The organism is Rhodoferax ferrireducens (genome assembly GCF_003347515.1).
Lineage (GTDB): Bacteria > Pseudomonadota > Gammaproteobacteria > Burkholderiales > Burkholderiaceae_C > Rhodoferax.
Genome location: NZ_QEII01000259.1, coordinates 1 through 16,765, shown reverse-complemented (window position 1 = coordinate 16,765; position 16,765 = coordinate 1). Strand labels below are relative to the sequence as shown.

The 16,765-nt window shown below is 61.3% G+C and carries 8 protein-coding genes; 2 read left to right on the top strand and 6 right to left on the bottom strand.

Annotated features, from left to right (window positions below; all coding sequences use genetic code 11):
- Positions 1–21: 21 nt before the first annotated feature.
- The 4 genes from C5P05_RS09400 to C5P05_RS09390 form a co-directional block, all read right to left on the bottom strand.
- Positions 22–8,715, bottom strand: a complete 8,694-nt coding sequence (locus tag C5P05_RS09400) for a GH36-type glycosyl hydrolase domain-containing protein (protein WP_114969580.1) — start codon at positions 8,713–8,715, stop codon at positions 22–24.
- Between the two features lie 2 nt (positions 8,716–8,717).
- A complete protein-coding gene (locus tag C5P05_RS33640; RefSeq protein ID WP_157979275.1) occupies positions 8,718–8,960 on the bottom strand; it encodes a hypothetical protein in 243 nt (80 codons plus the stop codon).
- Between the two features lie 271 nt (positions 8,961–9,231).
- Positions 9,232–10,386, bottom strand: coding sequence for an outer membrane beta-barrel protein (locus C5P05_RS09395; RefSeq protein WP_114969579.1), 1,155 nt, complete (start codon positions 10,384–10,386; stop codon positions 9,232–9,234).
- A 141-nt stretch (positions 10,387–10,527) separates the two neighbouring features.
- On the bottom strand, positions 10,528–11,628 hold the full coding sequence (locus C5P05_RS09390; protein ID WP_198674681.1) for an ice-binding family protein: 1,101 nt from the start codon (positions 11,626–11,628) through the stop codon (positions 10,528–10,530).
- A gap of 502 nt (positions 11,629–12,130) precedes the next feature.
- Here C5P05_RS09390 and C5P05_RS09385 point away from each other — a divergent pair.
- The gene (locus tag C5P05_RS09385; protein WP_157979274.1) at positions 12,131–12,706 is read left to right on the top strand and encodes a hypothetical protein; all 576 of its coding nucleotides are present in this window, start codon (positions 12,131–12,133) and stop codon (positions 12,704–12,706) included.
- A 24-nt stretch (positions 12,707–12,730) separates the two neighbouring features.
- On the opposite strand, the gene C5P05_RS09380 is transcribed toward C5P05_RS09385, so the two are convergent.
- Positions 12,731–13,609 carry a transglutaminase family protein gene (locus C5P05_RS09380; RefSeq protein ID WP_114969576.1) on the bottom strand — a complete coding sequence of 293 codons (879 nt, stop codon included), beginning with the start codon at positions 13,607–13,609 and terminating at the stop codon, positions 12,731–12,733.
- A 90-nt stretch (positions 13,610–13,699) separates the two neighbouring features.
- The gene (locus C5P05_RS35115; RefSeq protein ID WP_332871345.1) at positions 13,700–13,843 is read right to left on the bottom strand and encodes a glycine zipper 2TM domain-containing protein; all 144 of its coding nucleotides are present in this window, start codon (positions 13,841–13,843) and stop codon (positions 13,700–13,702) included.
- A 434-nt stretch (positions 13,844–14,277) separates the two neighbouring features.
- On the opposite strand from C5P05_RS35115, the gene C5P05_RS34405 reads away from it, so the two are divergent.
- On the top strand, positions 14,278–16,765 hold a 2,488-nt coding region (locus C5P05_RS34405), incomplete at its 3' end, for a PAS domain S-box protein (RefSeq protein ID WP_232834415.1).

Genomic DNA, 16,765 nt, shown 5'->3' with positions numbered 1-16,765 from the left:
CCGCGCGGCCTTGTCGGAAGGTCATGCGGGCACGGCAGCGGTAGCGCCCACATCCGGCGAGGCGACTTCATTCAACAGGGGAATCACGAAGCAGGTGTCCGATGCAAGATCAAGCCAATGCAAGGCTTGGCCGGAGTGCAATAGCCGGGCTTGCAAGTGGGCAGTTGCTGCCAGCGCCGCCGTTGTGCCGGCGCGGATCAGGATGAAACGCATGGTGCGACCCTCGCGCTCCAGTGTCAGTTCGGCCTGGGGCCAATGCGACGGCAGGCAAGGCACAAAACTCAAGGCTTGCGGACCTTGCCGCAAGCCAAAAATCGACTCGATGGCCGCGCGGTGCATCCATGCCGCAGCACCCGTGTACCAGCTCCAACCGCCCCGTCCGACATAGGGTGGCTGGGTGTACACATCGCCAGCCATCACGTAGGGTTCGATGCCATACGCCGCGCCATGCGTGGGGTGTTGGGCACGATGCGCCGGGCTCAGGTAGGTGAAGTAGCGGTAGGCGACCTCGCAACCGTGGGATAAACCTGCGCCATTGATCGCCGGGTCGGACTGGGCCTGGGCCATCAGCGCCCAAACGCCGGCGTGCGAATACTGCCCCCCGTTTTCCCGCACACCCGGCGGGTAAGCCTGGATATAGCCGGCACTCGGGACCGCATGCGCCAGTGGCGGGTCGAGCAGCTTGATCAACCCAGCCTCATGGTCCACCAGATGCGTCTCCACCGCCGCCAGCGCCATGCCTTGCAAGTCGGGGGGTGCCGCCTTGGACAGCACCGCCCAGGCCTGCGCGATCAAGTCGATACGGGCCTCCGGATTGACCTGCGAACCCAGCGCTTGACCGTCGTCGAAAAACGCACGCTTGAACCATTGCCCGTCCCAGGCAACGCCATTCAATGCCGCCTTCCAGCCTTGGGCAGCAAGCTCCCAGCGAAGCGCGCGCTCCTCCTCGCCGCGTGCGCGCGCCAGCGGCGCAAAGTCAGCGACCAACTGAACCAGGAACCAGCCCAGCCATACCGACTCGCCGCGCCCCTCACTGCCTACGCGGTTCATGCCGTCGTTCCAGTCACCCGTGCCCATCAGGGGCAAGCCATGCGCACCCACACGCAAGCTCCGATCGATGGCCAATGCGGCATGTTCAAAAACCGAGGCCTCCTGGGCACTGACGGTCGGCGTGTAGTACGCATCCTCGGCGCCTTCGGGAATAGCCGCCCCTTCGATGAAAGGCACCCGCTGATCGAGCAGCGTAGCGTCGCCGGTCACTCGCAGGTAGTGCACACAGGCGTGCGCCAGCCACAGCAGGTCATCGGAAAAATGGGTACGCACCCCGGCGCCCAAGGGCGCGTGCCACCAATGCTGGACATCGCCCTCGGCGAACTGACGTGACGCGCCCACCATGATCTGCTGGCGCAGCATCTCGGGTGCAGCCCAGGCCAGGGCCATCGCATCCTGCAGCTGGTCCCGAAAACCGGTGGCCCCCCCGGCTTGGTAGAAACCAGCCTTGGCCCACAAGCGGCATGACACCGTCTGGTACAGCAGCCAGCGGTTGACCATCGCATCGAACAAGGGGTCCGGGGTCTTCACGGTGGTGGCGCCCAGCAATTGATCCCAAGTGCGGCGCAACTGCTCCACCCGCTGATCGGCGGCTGTTACCGCGGCCATGGTGGCTAGCTGGCGGGCCGCGAGCTCATTTTCGGCATAACCCAGCAGGAACACGCACTCGGCCGACTCGCCGGCGATCAAATCAATGCGCGTCGAGAGCGCCGCGCACGGATCGAGCCCCTTGCCGCTGCGCTGGTCAAAGTGGTCTGGCAGAACCAGGCGGCCGCGTGCGTCAAAACACTCGCGCCGGTCGCAAGTCCAGTCCTCGGTCTCGCCGGCTGCACCGGCGAGGCCGAAAAATGCGGTTCCGTCGCCGAAGCCAGCCGAGCGTTCCCGCTGTGTGCAAAGGAGCGCGGTGAGTTTCTGCCCGCGCATGACACCGGGCTTCATCATCGGATCCTGCACGTCGGGCAGGCGCTGACGGTACAAGGCCGTATGGACCGTGCTGCGGTCGGCACGGTTCGCGCCCATCATCCATTCGGCGATGCCGACCACGCGCAACTGCAGCGTCCTGGAGCCGCGATTCACCAGCTGCAGCTGGACTTGCTTGACGGATGTCTGTGCGTCCACACACCACGACGCCGTGACCTCGACATCCCCCCGGCGGTGGCTGATGGCACTGTAGCCCTGCCCGTGCGACACGCGGTAGCTTGCGCCGTCGTCGCCGCAGGCGTTTGGCGCCACGCTCCACACCTCCATGGTCTTGCGATCCTGCAACAGGAACCATTCGGACAACGGGTCGGCCACCGGGTCGTTCGACCACGTGGTCAACTGGTTCAAACGGCTGTTCAGCGCCCAGGTGTAGCCACCACCAGCTTCCGAAATCTGGGCGCCGAAAGCCGGGTTGGCCAGCACATTGATCCAGGGCCGCGTCGGACGCACATGGGCGCTGACATCAAAATAAAATTCACCCGTGGCGGCATCAAACTCGCCGCTCGGTGCAGCAGCGGCTGCGACAGCGCCCGACGCGACGGTGACTGCCGTGGTGGATTGGTCGTGGCGTTGCTCGAAGGCCTGCTCATGCAACGCAATCCATTCCTGCACATGGCGTACCAGCGGGCGCCCGTCAGCATGAAGCCGGATGCGCGCATGGGCTTGCAGCGTGCTCAGTTCATCCGGCGAGAGCTCCTCAGCGCGCAGCATATGAAAGCCGGTGACAGCCGGGCCGGCGGGCACGCCGCTGTCGGCCACATGGCGCTCGCGCAAGGCCGCAATCTCTCGGTGCAGCGCCATCAGGTAGGACGTGGGCTCGGCATTCACGATGACCAGGTCGCAGGCGACGCCGCCCCACGACCACAGGCTCAGGGCCTGCGCCATGGAGCGCAGCAAGCCCAAACCCTCCATCACGCCGGCCTTGACCAGGATGAGCGGACGATCACCTGAAATGCCGAAACGCCAAAGCAGGCGCCGGTCACAAACCTCGGGCGGTGCGCCTTCGACGCGGGCGTCGCTCACATGCGGGCGTGTCAGGCTCAGCACCAGCGCCGTCGTCAGCGTCTGGATGGCCGCGAAATTCTCGCCGCTGATACGCAGAGCGCGCAACCGAATGCCGGTCAGCGTGGCGGACATCAACGAGGCACGTTGAATGTGGCTGTGTTGCCGGTACTTGTCGATCACGGCACGCAAGGTAGCGCCGTTATCTGACGCCACCGTGGCGAAAGTCAACAGGGCTTTCGCGTTGGGCGCAATGCGCAGCTGGACCGCCAGGGCACAAACCGGGTCGAGGCCGGTATCCAGTCTTGCAGACTGATCAAGGGGTGTCTGCGGCAAAGGGGCGAACGCGGCCAGCGGCTGGCTGGCGCCATGGTTGCGCCCGCCCCACTGCTGCCGGTCCGTGCACAAACGCAGCCCCAGCACCTGGGCGTCGGTTTCGGCCAGGAAATGCGCGGCCTGCAAATGCTGCTCGGACGGCAGGCGGGGCATGCGTTCAAACAACAGCGCCTGGTGCGTTCCCAACCACTCGGCACGTACGAAGAGATTTGTAAACGCAGGGTGTGCTTCATCCGCGCGCGGATCAGCCAGCGTCACTTCGAAGGCCGAGATCAGTTCAATGTCGAGCGGGCGATCACTCAGGTTGCGCAACTCGACCCGCCGGAACTCGATGTCATCTTCGGGACTGACCCACACCGTGACGTGGGCCTGCAACTCGGGCCAGGCTGCGTCAAAACACGCGCGATCGGCATGGTAGGTCGCCTGGTACTGCGCGGCCGGGTCGGGTGCCGGATGCTGGGTGATGGAGACCGGCCGCTGCAGTGGATTCCAACGCAAGTAGAAGAAACTCCCATGGGCATCGCGCAAGGCGTCGTCGCGCGAGCGCGTGATACCGGTCTGACCCCAGCGGCTCGAGCCGGCACCATTGGCGCGCAATGCCACGCTATAGCGGCCGTTTGAGAGCACATGCGTCGGCTCCAGCGCGGTCGAGCCCGGCAATACTTCGCGCAGCAGCCCCGGCACACGCCGTCTTTGCCGTGCCTGCAGCGATGGAAACGCCGGGGGCGAATACAGCAGCGACACCTCGCGTGGCGCTCGTTCGTGCAACAACGAGGCGACCGCTTCGATGTGCGCATTGGCCATGCCCCAGCGCTGCGCCGGGCCACCCAGCAGCACATTGGCCAGCGCCACAATGCTCATCCCCTGGTGGTGCGACATGAAGGTATTCACCGGTGTGAACAGCTCTCCACTCGCCTGCCGCGCCGGGGAGAAGTCAAGCGCTTCGATGAAACCATAACGGCCGCGCGCCCCGAGCTTTTCAAGCGCCGCGAAATTGACCAGCGCGCGGTGGGGCTCGATCTGTGCCGCCAGTGCCGTGGCGTAGGGCGCGATCACCAGTTCATCGGGTGGCGTGCGGCGCAACGCCAGCCTCGGCACCCCTTGGGGCGCGTATTGGTAGGCCAGCGTGTGGTCGCTGCCCGCGTAGGCCGACTCCGAAATGCCCCAAGGCACGTCCAGCCCCCGTGCGAACGCAATCTGCTCCCGCAGTGCGGCATTGCAGGCCTCACGCAACACGCTGCCATACGGCTCATCGAGCACCAGACTGGGCATCAGGTATTCGAACATAGAACCCGACCACGAACGCAAGCCCACGGTTGCGCCGACGGCATAGAACAGCCGGCCCAGGGATGTCCAATGGCGCACGGGCACATCGCCCCTGGCAACCGCCAGCAGGCTGGTCAACCGCGATTCCGACGCCAGCAAGTCATAAAAACCCGCATCGAGCTCCTGTTCGGCTACCCGGTAGCCGATGTGAAAGAGGTGCCGCTTGCGGTGGTACAGAAAACTGAATTCCGCCTGCCAAGCCAGTTTTTTGAAGTCATGGGCCAGCGTCTGCAATCGCGGCGTCGCTTCATACTTTCCGGATGCGGGAATCAGGGTTACCGCTTGCGTGTCCAGCCAGGCGGAGCGCAGTGTCGCCTCGTGATCGAACAGGCACCCTATCAGTTCATCCCGGGGTGTTGGCCGGCCGGGCGGCCCAGCGTCCATCGGGTTGGACGACAACGCGTCCAACTCTTCGGCGGCCTCGCGCAAGAGGCGCCCGAACGGCACCGGATTTCGGTGGCCTTCGGCGAGCGGATCCGACAAGGCCAGCAGGCGCGCCAGTGCCGAGTCATTCAGCAAGGTCGGCAGCAAGTCGGCCCACTGCGCAAGCATGGGGGCGAGCCGTAGACTTGACGCCTGGATGGCACGCTTCGCCGCGCCCCTGTCATACGGATTGCCTGCCAACTCCAGACAGGCCTGGGCCACCGCGAGCAGGTGGCCACTGAGATTGCCGCTGTCTACGGCAGACACATACATCGGCAGCAGCGGTTCCCGGCTTTGCGTGTCGTACCAGTTCAGGAAGTGGCCGCGATGGCGCTGCAAGGTGGCCAGCGTGGCGAGCGTCGCCTCCATCCTCGTCAACAACTCCTGCGTGCCGATCCAGCCGAACTGCCGGGCGCAGGCCACGCTCAACAGGTACAGGCCGATGTTGGTCGGCGAGGTGCGATGCGCCACCATGTCATGGGGGGTCGCCTGCAAATTGTCTGGCGGCAGGTGATTATCTTCAGCGCCTACGCAACGCTCGAAAAAGCGCCAGGTGTCGCGCGCGATTCCCTCAAGATACGCATGATCGTCAGGCGCCAATATCCCATCCTTGCGCGCCGGGCTCGGTCGGCTGACCCACCATGTCCAGACCGGCGATGCAGCCCACACCAGACCCAGCACCAACGCCAGTCCAGACAGCGGCGCGGCGGCGGCGAGCAGCGCGACCAGCATCAGCGCCACCACGGGCAGGCTCCAATGCTGACGCACCAGCGCTGCGAAGCCGGTTTTCACCTGGGCCTGGGCGATCGCTGCCGTGGTCCACTGCAGCAGGTGGCGCCGGCTGATGGTCATGCGGTAAAGCGCCCGCCCAATGGCATCCGAAGCCATCAGGGCGTGCTGCAACAGCATCGCCAAATTCCACAAACCACCCCAAAGTGCGCGCGCCAGGTCCATCGCCGCCTGACGGTAGAAATAGCGTTTTGCCAAGTCGTCGCGACTGGGGGAAAAGCCCGCCACGGCACCCATCAGGGGGCCAGCCGAAAAGGCGGCTATCACCAGCCCCAAGGCCGTCCAGGGCGACACCACGGCGCCGGACAAAGCCAGCAACAGCAAGGCCAGGGAGATGGGCGCCACGAGCGAACGGCGCAAATTGTCGAACATCTTCCAGCGGTTGATGATGCGAAACCGATAGCGCAAGGGCTGGAGGAGAAAGGGCAACAGCTGCCAGTCGCCACGAGTCCAGCGATGCACGCGCATGGCGGCCACATCGGAATGAAACGGCGCATCCTCGATGACGGTGATGTCGCTGACTGCGGCGCAACGGGCCAACGAGCCTTCGAGTAAATCGTGGCTCAATACCTGGTCCTCCGGCAAGCGCCCGGACAACACGGCGTGCATCGCGCGCACGTTGAGCAAGCCCTTACCGGTATAAGTGCCTTCGCCAAACAGATCCTGATAGATCTCCGAACTGGGCACGCTGTAGGAGTCGATACCGCACTGCCCGGCAAACAGCCAGTGGTAGAGCGTGAAGTCTTTGGACGCTGGCAGCGGTGTAGCGACGCGAGGCTGCAAGATGCCGTAGCCACCCACGACCTTGTGCCCGGTCGTGTCAAGTCGCGGTATGTTGTCAGGATGCGCCGCCACGCCCACCAGTTCACGCAGTCGTCCAGGCGGCAAGTGAGTATCACTGTCAAGGGTGACGATGTAGGGGATGTTCGCTGCGAGGCGGGAGTCCGCGCCCAAGTCGAGAAACGCCGCCGACGCACCTTCCGCCAACGCAGCAACGAGCAACTCCAATTTGCCACGCTTGCGCTCCCAGCCGATCCAGCGCTGTTCCGTGTCGCTGAAGCGGCGCTCCCGGTGCAGCAGGATGAAGCGCGGTGCACCGGCCACCTCTTCGGCTTCAGCGGGATAGCGCGTATTCAGCTCGCGGATCTGTTGCCTCGCGCTCGCCAGTAACGCGGCGTCGGCAGCGCAATGCGGCGTGTCGGCGTCAACCCAGTCGGTGAGCAGTGCAAACTGCGCATGGCGTTCCGGGTTGGCGAGGTAGTGCAACTGCAAGCGATGCACCAGCTCGCGGGTCGACTCAAGGCTGGTCAGCATGGCCGGGATGACCACCAGCACCCGGTGCTCCGGCGGTATGCCATGCGCCAACGCCAGGCGGGGCAGGTGTTGGGGCCGTGCCGACTCGCTGATCAGCCGGTTGATCACCGCCACCACCGCCTCGGACGCAGGAAACATCATCAACGCCGCGCCGGCCAGGGTCAACCACAGGTTAGCGCCGGCATCGGTCAGCCCGGAACCGTGGCCCGGCAGCAACCACGCCACGATGCCCAAGGTGCCCAGTAGCAGCGAACTCAGGTAGACGGGCAAGGCCGCGCGGCGTGCGACGGTGTGCCAGGAAATCGCCACGCGTTCGTGCAAGCCCAGCGCGCGCAACAATGCGGGCCGCCCGGCGCCCTGAAGCCAGTGGCTGGCCAGCGCACTGGCGCTGTCAGCGGGTTCGGCGGAGTGCATCAGATCAATTAGCGTTTGCGCCACCAGCACTTCGCTGCGGCCGCTGCGCCTGGCCAACAGCTCGATGCCATGCAGTGTCTGGTCGCGCGTGACCGCATGTTCGGCTTCAAACACCGGCAAGGTCAGCATCAGTTGCATCAGCACACTGGTGCGGGCGACGATCTCGGGCCAGTCGGCGTCGCCAATGACACGCAAGGATGTGACCGCGTTGCTAACGCTCAGGTTATCCGCGGCCCGGTCGGCACTTTGCTGGCTCTGGGTCGCTGCCAGGTCAGGCAGCGCGTTATTCAGCCAGTCATGGTATTGGACGTTTTCAGTCGTTCGGCGGTCCTGCAAGCGTTGGGCCATCTGGGCCAGGAAAACCCGACCCACGCCACGCTGATTGAGCAAGGCAAGTAACTTGTCGAGCGTCCCCAAGGTGAAGGCTTCAATGTGATCGCAACAAAGGTTAGCCACCTCGCGTGCCGCCTTGTTGGTGGCCAGCCGTTCGGCCAGGCGACGCAGGTTTTCGATCAGCACCACGCGCAAAGTGGTGGGCAAGGCCCACATTTCATTGAGATTGAGTTCCCGGGCCTCCTGATAGGCACCCAGAAAATGCATCAGAAGGTCTTCGTCGAACGCGCCATCGGTGTGTGCCACAAAGGCCCAGGCGACGCCATAGACGCGCGGCAGACCCGCCAAGGGCTCGTCTAGCAAGACAGGCAGGGAACGAAAGAAGCTTTTGGGCAAGCCTTCGTGAATTTCCTCAAGCTGCGCTTCAATCAGGTGAAAGTTGTCGAGCAGCCATTCGGCCGCCGGGCTGATGTCGTAGCCGGTCGCCGATTGCACGCCGATGTAGTGATGCGCTTCGCGCAGCGTCTGAATATTGCTGCGCAGACGGGGAAAGAATGTCCCCGCGCGGGATCGCGCCCTCGCTGCGCGGTGGGTTTCACCGAGGCTGCGGCCGTGCTGCGCAAAACGCTGAAGACCGAAAATCTCCGAGCGAATCGGTGGCTGCACCGCGCCGCGGGAAGCGTCCAGAATATCAAGCAAGGCCTGCGGCGCATCCGGTATCAGATGCTGCAGCGCCGGTTGTTCCATACCTAAAATACCATGGAGACAAGGCTGATGACCAGCGACATCGCCACCACCGTCGTCACAAAGCGCCCGGCCACAAAGCCGTGCATGGATTGCGCGACGCAATGCAGGGCGAACAGGCGACCGCGTGATCTCCTGCAAAGGTCCAGATGTTCTCCCAGCGCCGATAGATCCAGTGGTAATGTGTCCGCCGCATCACCAAACGATGCGGTGCTCCAAGACGGGGAAGTCACAACATGCGTGTTCATAAAAACTCCAGATGATTAACCCAACAGTCAATCGCAATAGTAAAAAAATGCACCACTTTTCTTGCAGCTTTCATCTCGTGAATCAAGCGGCAACAAGATAAAAATATGTTACGAAAAACGCGTTTGTATGTATGTCAGATACCACGCCGACACATGTAGGAATAGTTCCATGCGATGTACGACTGGCTCAATGAAATGGGCCTTTTCGAATGCGTTTCAGTTTCAGTTAAGGCGCGAACGGGTCTGACCGCTAGTTCGCGCCGCACCTGCATCAGCGCGTACCGGTGACTTCGAGCTCGACGCGGCGATCAGGCTGCAAGCAGGCAATCAGTTGCTTGCTCACCTTGCTGCCCACGCAGTCGCCAGGCTTGGTCACAGGCTCGGCGCCGTTGACGCCTTTGGTCACGATCTTGTTGGCGGCGACTCCCGCAGATTCCACGAGATAGGCACCGACCGCCTCGGCTCGACGCGTCGAGAGCTTGAGGTTGTAGGCATGGGTACCGATCCGATCGGTATGTCCCGTGACCGCGATGACATCAAAGTCAACGCCCTGCAAGTCGGCCACAAACTTGTCGAGATGCTGTTTGCCCGAAGGCAGCACAACCGCCTTGTCGAAATCGAAAAGCGAATCGGCCGCGAGGGTCACTTTCATCGGCATGGGCACAGGCGCAGGCGGCGTGACGACGACCGGCTGCGCTGCGGGGGCAAGCGCCACAGCTGCCGGTGCCGGCTCTGCCATGCGCGCGACGGGCGCTTGCGTTTTGGCGCCGAATCGGTAGACCAGGCCGACGGAGACCAGGTCAATGTCGCCTTTGTTGCCGACCGCGTCGTTGATGCGGTAGCGCTCCACCTCGGCGCGCATGGCGAGAGATGGCGTGAATGCGTATTGCAGCCCCAGACCTAGCTTGAGGTTCGTATCGCGCTTGCTGGGGTTGGGATTGAGCACACTGACTGCCCCGATTCCAGCGAAGGTATCTCTGGCTTCGGCATGGTTGGCACCAATGCGGCCAAAAACAGAAAATCTTTCGTTGACGGGCAGCGTGCCCACGACGTCCAGATTCAGACCTCTAAGCCGGATATTGCCGCTCAGGCTTCCCGCCGGTACCGTGGTCGCCGTGAAACCGAACTTGCCGAGATCGAAGTAGCCGCCTTCAAGGGCGAAATTCTTGTTGAACTGGTAGCCACCAAAGATCTTGTAACCACGGTCACGGTCTTCATCGATGATCGAACTTGTGCTAAACCCGCCTCCCAGCAAACCGCTGGTGATCCGCGCGTCGTCAATCGTCGCTCGTGACTGGCCAATGTTGGCCCCTCCGTACCAGCCGGAATCGTCTTGCGCTACCGCGAATGGACTGGCAATGACAGCCAGTGCCAGCAGACCCAACGTCCCTGAGGCTCTTGCTAATTTGGCGCTTGCTAATTTCATGTTCTTTCTCCTGGAGGAGTCACCGGCGCTCCTAACCTGACGGAGTGCCGGTGAATGGTTTCAATGACTTGAATTTGTTTGGACTGCGCATTCAAGGCCGGCAGAGATGTAGCCACCGACTTTGGCTGGATGCTTCGGTCTTTACTGGGGCACGTTAACGACGGTATTCACAAGGGTCACCGACGCGCCCAGGGACAAGGCACGGCCCTGAAGCGTCACGATGGCAACATTGCCAGCCGTGGAGAACGCAGCACCGGCCTGGGCGATGATGGTTCCCACCATGGTGCCGCCGCCACCTGCATTGATCGTGGCGGCACTACCCACTTGCCAAAACACATTCTTGGCCTGGGCGCCGCCAGTCAGGATGACGCTTTGCGGCGCTGCTGCGCCCGGACCGCCCACGGTGAGCGTGGTTGCCATCTGAAACACCCAGACGGCATTCGCATCACCTTGAGCGTCGAGGGTCAAGTCGCCACCCTGCATCATGAACGAGCCATTCGGCGCGGTATAGACGCCGGGAGCGAGCGTCAGACCAGCTAGGTTGGCGCCAGGATTTGCACCAACTGGCATGGCCGCCAGTGCGTTGTAGGCGGCCAGCGCATCAGCACGGGCCTGAGTGGCAATCGCGAAAGTAGTGGCAGTACCTTCTGTCGGGCAGGCAACCGTAGGCGGTGGCGCAGCGGTGTAGATCAAACCATTGACCGTTCCCCTGTTAAGCGTCGTTTCCGTATAGGTACATCCCGGCCCGGCATCGTGGAATCCCGTCACCGCAGTCGAGACCGCGGTTGTGCCGATGTCACCATTGACAACCGTGAGCAGTCCCGCGTTGGTTATGCCGGCAGTGCCGCCGAACGTTCCGAAAGTCGAGGCGGATCCAAGACCTATCACTGCGGGGCTTGCAACGGCGACTGTGGCAGTCTTGAAGGTCCAAGCGAAGGGGCAGCCAACGGGGGTACCCGTCGCGCTGGTGGCGCCGGCGTGGATGACTGCGGTGTAAGAAGTGGAGGCAACAAGAGCCGATGAAGTCGTCAGCGTTGCGACCTTGGTGGCGGCGTCGTAACTTACCGTCGCAGGAACGAGGAGAGCGCCGCCCAAGGGCGCTAGAGTAAATGTTGCCGCATTGATCGTTGCGGCGTTCATTGCCAGACTGAAGGTGGCCGAGATCAATTTTCCATTGCTGGCAACACCCGTGGTGCTGGTCGCCACAAACTGGTTGCCCCCAGTGGGGTCCGACGTAATCACGGCAGGACTTGTGGCGCTCGCGACGGGACATACAGCGCCTGGAATGATTGCGCCGGTGGGCGCAGCGAAGCTGACTCCGGCACCGGTTCCCAGGATGGGGTCTTGCCCACCGCCGCCACCGCATCCCGCAAGCACAAGGCTTAGCAGCGATGCCATCAACCATGGCAGGACCCTGGAACAACTATTGATTTTGTTCATTTGTTTCACTTTATGTCTGATTCAAAAAACTGTCGATGTAACCAACCGACGCCCTGTCAGTGCTTACGCGGTCGTTGTGCGCAAACGCTTTCGCGCAGCGCCTAACTAATTTAAGTGTCGCGTTTCACCACAAGAAGCTCTGTGCGCTATCGAACACACACAAGACAATTTTTACCCTTTCATACATGCAGGGACCCGGATCCGAAAAGTCGGCTGATCGCGTCCTGGGTGATCGTTATTCACACATTTGGTACGCGAACGCACAGACCACCACCCCGGCATCCCCTACCGTATGGACGGTGTCATGCTGTACTACGCCGGCCAGATTGGTCCTATCAGTATGTTTACTTCGTGTTCTTACGATTTTGGAGCTTTCATGCAAAACGTTCTCGAACTCAGACCTATGTCGTCGCAAGGTAGAACCATGCACAGGCATGGATCCTGCGCAACAGACTCTGCCTCTCAATGGGCGCAGGAGTCTCGCGCCAACCATCAGTTCGTCGCCATGCTCGGTGCCTATCGATGCAGCGGTGGTCTGGCACGCGCGCAGGAGGTGCTCGCGCTATTCAAGCGCCACTGTGGGTCCGATCTCGCAACGCTGGCTCGATGGATTGTCAAAGGAAACGTGATCAGCTTCGAGTGGCAGTCGGAGTTGTGGCTTCCTTTGTTCCAGTTCAATCGTATCGACATGACACCGCAAACGGGACTCGCCCAAGTGCTGGCGGAATTGAACTCCGTTTACGATGCTTGGGAACTGGCGGACTGGTTTTCGCAATCCAACCCGTGGCTGGCCGACCGCACTCCGGCCGAGACACTGATGCTGGATGCTACAGCGGTACTACATGCCGCACGTGCCGAACGACTCATTGCCGTGGGATGAGACCGTAAGTCAAAACCAATGTGATCAACGGCGCCGAAGCACCTGCACATCGACCGTCATGCCGAGGTAGTCGCTCGCCGATCCGTGCCACGATCCGCTGACAGGGGACGCCAGGCTGGCGTGCCGCGCCACGCCGACACGAATCAGATTCGTCCCTCCGACGAGATTATTGGTCGGGTCGAACGCAATCCAGCCAGCCCCGGGCAGATAGACCTGAACCCAGGCGTGCGTGGCGCCCACACCTTGCTGCATGCCGTCGTCCAGCCACGGTGTGTACAGATAGCCCGAGACAAAACGTGCCGCATAGCCAAGAAGACGAATCGCCTCAATCATCAATGTCGCAAAATCACGGCAGGTGCCGCTCTGCAACGCAAGGGTCTCATGCGGCGTTTGCACCCCCTCTTCAAATCGGACCTGGTATTGCAGGGTGTCGCGGATGAATTGCGTCATTTCCACCAGCAGTTCGCGCGTCCCGGTCAGACCGCTGACGCGAATAAATTGATTTGCCCAAGCCTGCAGCACGCCGTTGGGGTCGTCGTAATAGGGCATCAGGTAGTGCGCAAGCACCAATCGTTCTTCGGCGTCATAGTCGAACGGATAGTTCATCGCTTCAGGACTCAACGGAAGCTCAAGCGTACGTGTGCCAGCATGTTCAACCGAAAACAAACATACCACTTTCAATTCGTTGGCCGGACTCTGAGGTTGCACAAGGGCAACCGAGTTGGAATAGGCGTCCTGGATCAATCGGATGCCCACCGGCGTGGGGATGACCTGCATATTGGTCGCCAGCACCCTCAGGTCATGGCTGTCGCGGGGACGAAACAGCACCCGGTGCTCGCCAACCTTCACCGCTTGCGCGTAACGATAATGGGTGGTGTGGGTAATATCGAAGAAAATGGACACGGTGTTACTCCATACTATGGGTCAAGACCGGGCGCCAGTCCAAGGAAAGTGGCGACGCCGGCCGCTGCCGGCTGCGTCGCAGCCAGCGCATTACTTTTGCTTGGTGACCTCGTGACCAATGACACCTCCCACGGCTGCCCCGGCTGCGGTACCCAGCACGCCGCCACCAACGACATTGCCCGCAACGCCCCCTATAACCGCGCCAGTGGCAGTCCCTTTCTCCTGCGCGGTCATCCCGGCGCAACCACCCAGAGCCACGACTGACACCAGTATGGTAGTTGGAAAAACCGAGATGAGGTGTTTAAGTTGGTTCATGATAAATTTCTCCAAATCAATACTAAGATTCAAGGCGTGGAGCGCAATTCGCGCAGGCACGGGCGAGATCTCATTCTTGCCTCTTTGATCGAGTCATTCTGTGCGTCGGCGCACACATGACGAAATTTTCAAGAAGAATCGACCAGTCCGACAAGCCATCGATTCAAGCAAAAACATGCTCATCGAACGGCTTATGTTCGTTAGCGCACAGACGCTCGTCGATTAGGCGGTGATGATCTACACTCACGAACAGAGGTGCGCTCGACCTCGACTGTGGAGGTGCAATCTTCGGCTGCCGATTCACCAGCGCAGCCCTCCTCCGGTTCGATATACGATTTTCACGGAAACTATTCATGTCCGAAACAGGAACTGCCAGCACTTATGTCGATGATGCGGGCAAGGAGGATGGCATCACCGAAGTGCGGCGCCAGGAGGCCCTGCTCAAGACCGGGGCCTTGCAAAATGCGATTCTCAATAGCGCTAATTTTTCGAGTATTGCCACCGACGAAAAAGGCGTTATTCAAATTTTTAACGTCGGCGCAGAACGCATGCTCGGCTACGCGGCCGTCGATGTACTGAACAAGATCACCCCCGCCGACATTTCCGATCCGCAGGAAGTGATAGCGCGTGCCAAGGCATTAAGCGTCGAGCTTTCCACGCCGATCAGGCCGGGCTTCGAAGCACTGGTGTTCAAGGCCTCGCGTGGCATCGAAGACATCTACGAGTTGACTTATATCCGCAAGGACGGGCACCGCTTCCCGGCCATCGTGTCCGTCACGGCGCTTCGCGATGCTCAAGGCGGCATCATTGGCTACCTGTTGATCGGTACCGACAATACCGCGCGCAAACAGGTCGAAGCAGAACGCCAGCATTTGCTGGAGATTCAAAAGGAAACCAATAAACAACTGCAACAGGCCAATGTCACATTGCGGGACAGCGAAGAAAAGCTTGCCGTGACGCTCAACTCCATCGGCGATGCTGTGATAGCCACGGATGCGCAAGCACGTGTGACGCTGCTGAATCCCCTTGCCGAGAAACTCACCGGCTGGACCCAGGCCCAAGCCACCGGTCGCCCGGTGGAAGAAATTTTTCAAATTATCAACCAGGAAACCCGTCAACCCGCCGCCATCCCGGTGATGGAAACTTTGACGCATGGCACCATACAGGGCCTGGCCAACCACACCGTACTGATTGCGCGCGATGGCAGCGAGTGCGCTATCGCCGACAGTTGCGCACCGATTCGTGACCGCGATGGTCGGGTGGTTGGTGCTGTGCTTGTGTTTCGCAATGTCACCGAAGAGTACGCCGCGCAGCAGGCCTTGCGCGACAGTGCGGCACTCATCCAGACGATTCTCAATACCGTGGTGGACGGAATCATCACTTTGCATGCCCGCGGCGGCATCGTCGAGACGGTCAATCCGGCCGCTGAGCGGATGTTTGGTTATACCGCCGAAGAAGTCGTCGGCCAAAATTTCAGTCTGTTGATACCCGAGCTTGATCAGGATCAGCGCAATGGTTCGCTCGAATATTACAGCGCCAGCGATGAGGCGCGGGCCATTGGACTGGGCCGCGAGGTCGTGGGTCGGCGCAAGGACGGCAGCGTTTTCCCGATGGAAATGGCGGTCAGCGAGATGCGGCTGGGGGGCCAGCGTTACTTTACCGGAATTTTGCGTGATATCACCGCGCGCAAGCAGGCCGAAGAGGCGCTGATCAAAGCCGGGGCGTTGCAGAGTGCGATTTTCAACAGCGCCAATTTCTCAAGCATCGCCACCGACGCGAAAGGCGTCATTCAGATCTTTAACGTTGGCGCGGAACGCATGCTGGGATACGCGGCCGCCGACGTGATGAACAAAATCACCCCGGCCGACATTTCCGACCCGCAGGAAGTGATCGCACGCGCCAAGGCTTTGAGCGTGGAACTCTCCACGCCAATTACACCGGGCTTCGAGGCTTTGGTCTTCAAGGCCTCGCGCGGCATCGAGGACATCTACGAACTGACGTATATCCGCAAGGACGGCAGCCGTTTCCCGGCGGTCGTATCGGTCACGGCCTTGCGCGATGCTCAAAACACGATCATTGGCTACCTGCTGATTGGCACCGATAATACGGCGCGCAAGCAGGTTGAAGCCGAGCAGAAGAAGCTCGATCAGCGTCTGCGCGACCAGCAGTTCTACACGCGCTCACTGATCGAATCGAACATCGATGCGATCATGACCACCGATCCGTCCGGCATCATTACCGACGTCAACAAGCAAATGGAGGCGCTCACGGGTTGCACGCGTGACGAGTTAATCGGTGCGCCATTCAAAAATTACTTCACCGATCCCGAGCGGGCCGAAGCCGCTATCAAGCTCGTGCTGAGTGAAAAGAAAGTCACTGACTACGAGCTCACCGCGCGGGCCAGGGATGGCAAGGAAACGGTGGTGTCCTATAACGCAACCACCTTCTATGACCGCGATCGGAAGCTGCAAGGTGTTTTTGCTGCGGCGCGCGATGTTACGGAACGCAGACGTCTGGATCAGGTGTTGCAGGAGAAGAACGTCGAACTCGAGAGTGCCCGGCAGGTGGCGGACAAAGCCAACCTCGCGAAGTCGGATTTCCTCTCCAGCATGAGCCATGAGTTGCGCTCCCCGCTCAATGCCATCCTCGGCTTCGCCCAGTTGATGGAGTCGGGTTCGCCCCCACCCACGCCCAGCCAGAGGGCCAGCATCGAGCAGATTCTGCAGGCCGGCTGGTATCTGCTGGAGTTGATTAACGAGATCCTGGATCTGGCCCTGATCGAGTCCGGCAAACTGTCGCTGTCGCTGGAGCCCATATCGCTGCCCGAAGTGCTGCTCGATT

Excerpts from the sequence above, each read along its gene's own strand:
- C5P05_RS09400 (WP_114969580.1), bottom strand. The coding sequence starts at position 8,715 with ATGGAACAACCGGCGCTGCAGCATCTGATACCGGATGCGCCGCAGGCC.
- C5P05_RS33640 (WP_157979275.1), bottom strand. The coding sequence starts at position 8,960 with ATGAACACGCATGTTGTGACTTCCCCGTCTTGGAGCACCGCATCGTTT.
- C5P05_RS09395 (WP_114969579.1), bottom strand. The coding sequence starts at position 10,386 with ATGAAATTAGCAAGCGCCAAATTAGCAAGAGCCTCAGGGACGTTGGGT.
- C5P05_RS09385 (WP_157979274.1), top strand. The coding sequence starts at position 12,131 with ATGCTGTACTACGCCGGCCAGATTGGTCCTATCAGTATGTTTACTTCG.
- C5P05_RS35115 (WP_332871345.1), bottom strand. The coding sequence starts at position 13,843 with ATGACCGCGCAGGAGAAAGGGACTGCCACTGGCGCGGTTATAGGGGGC.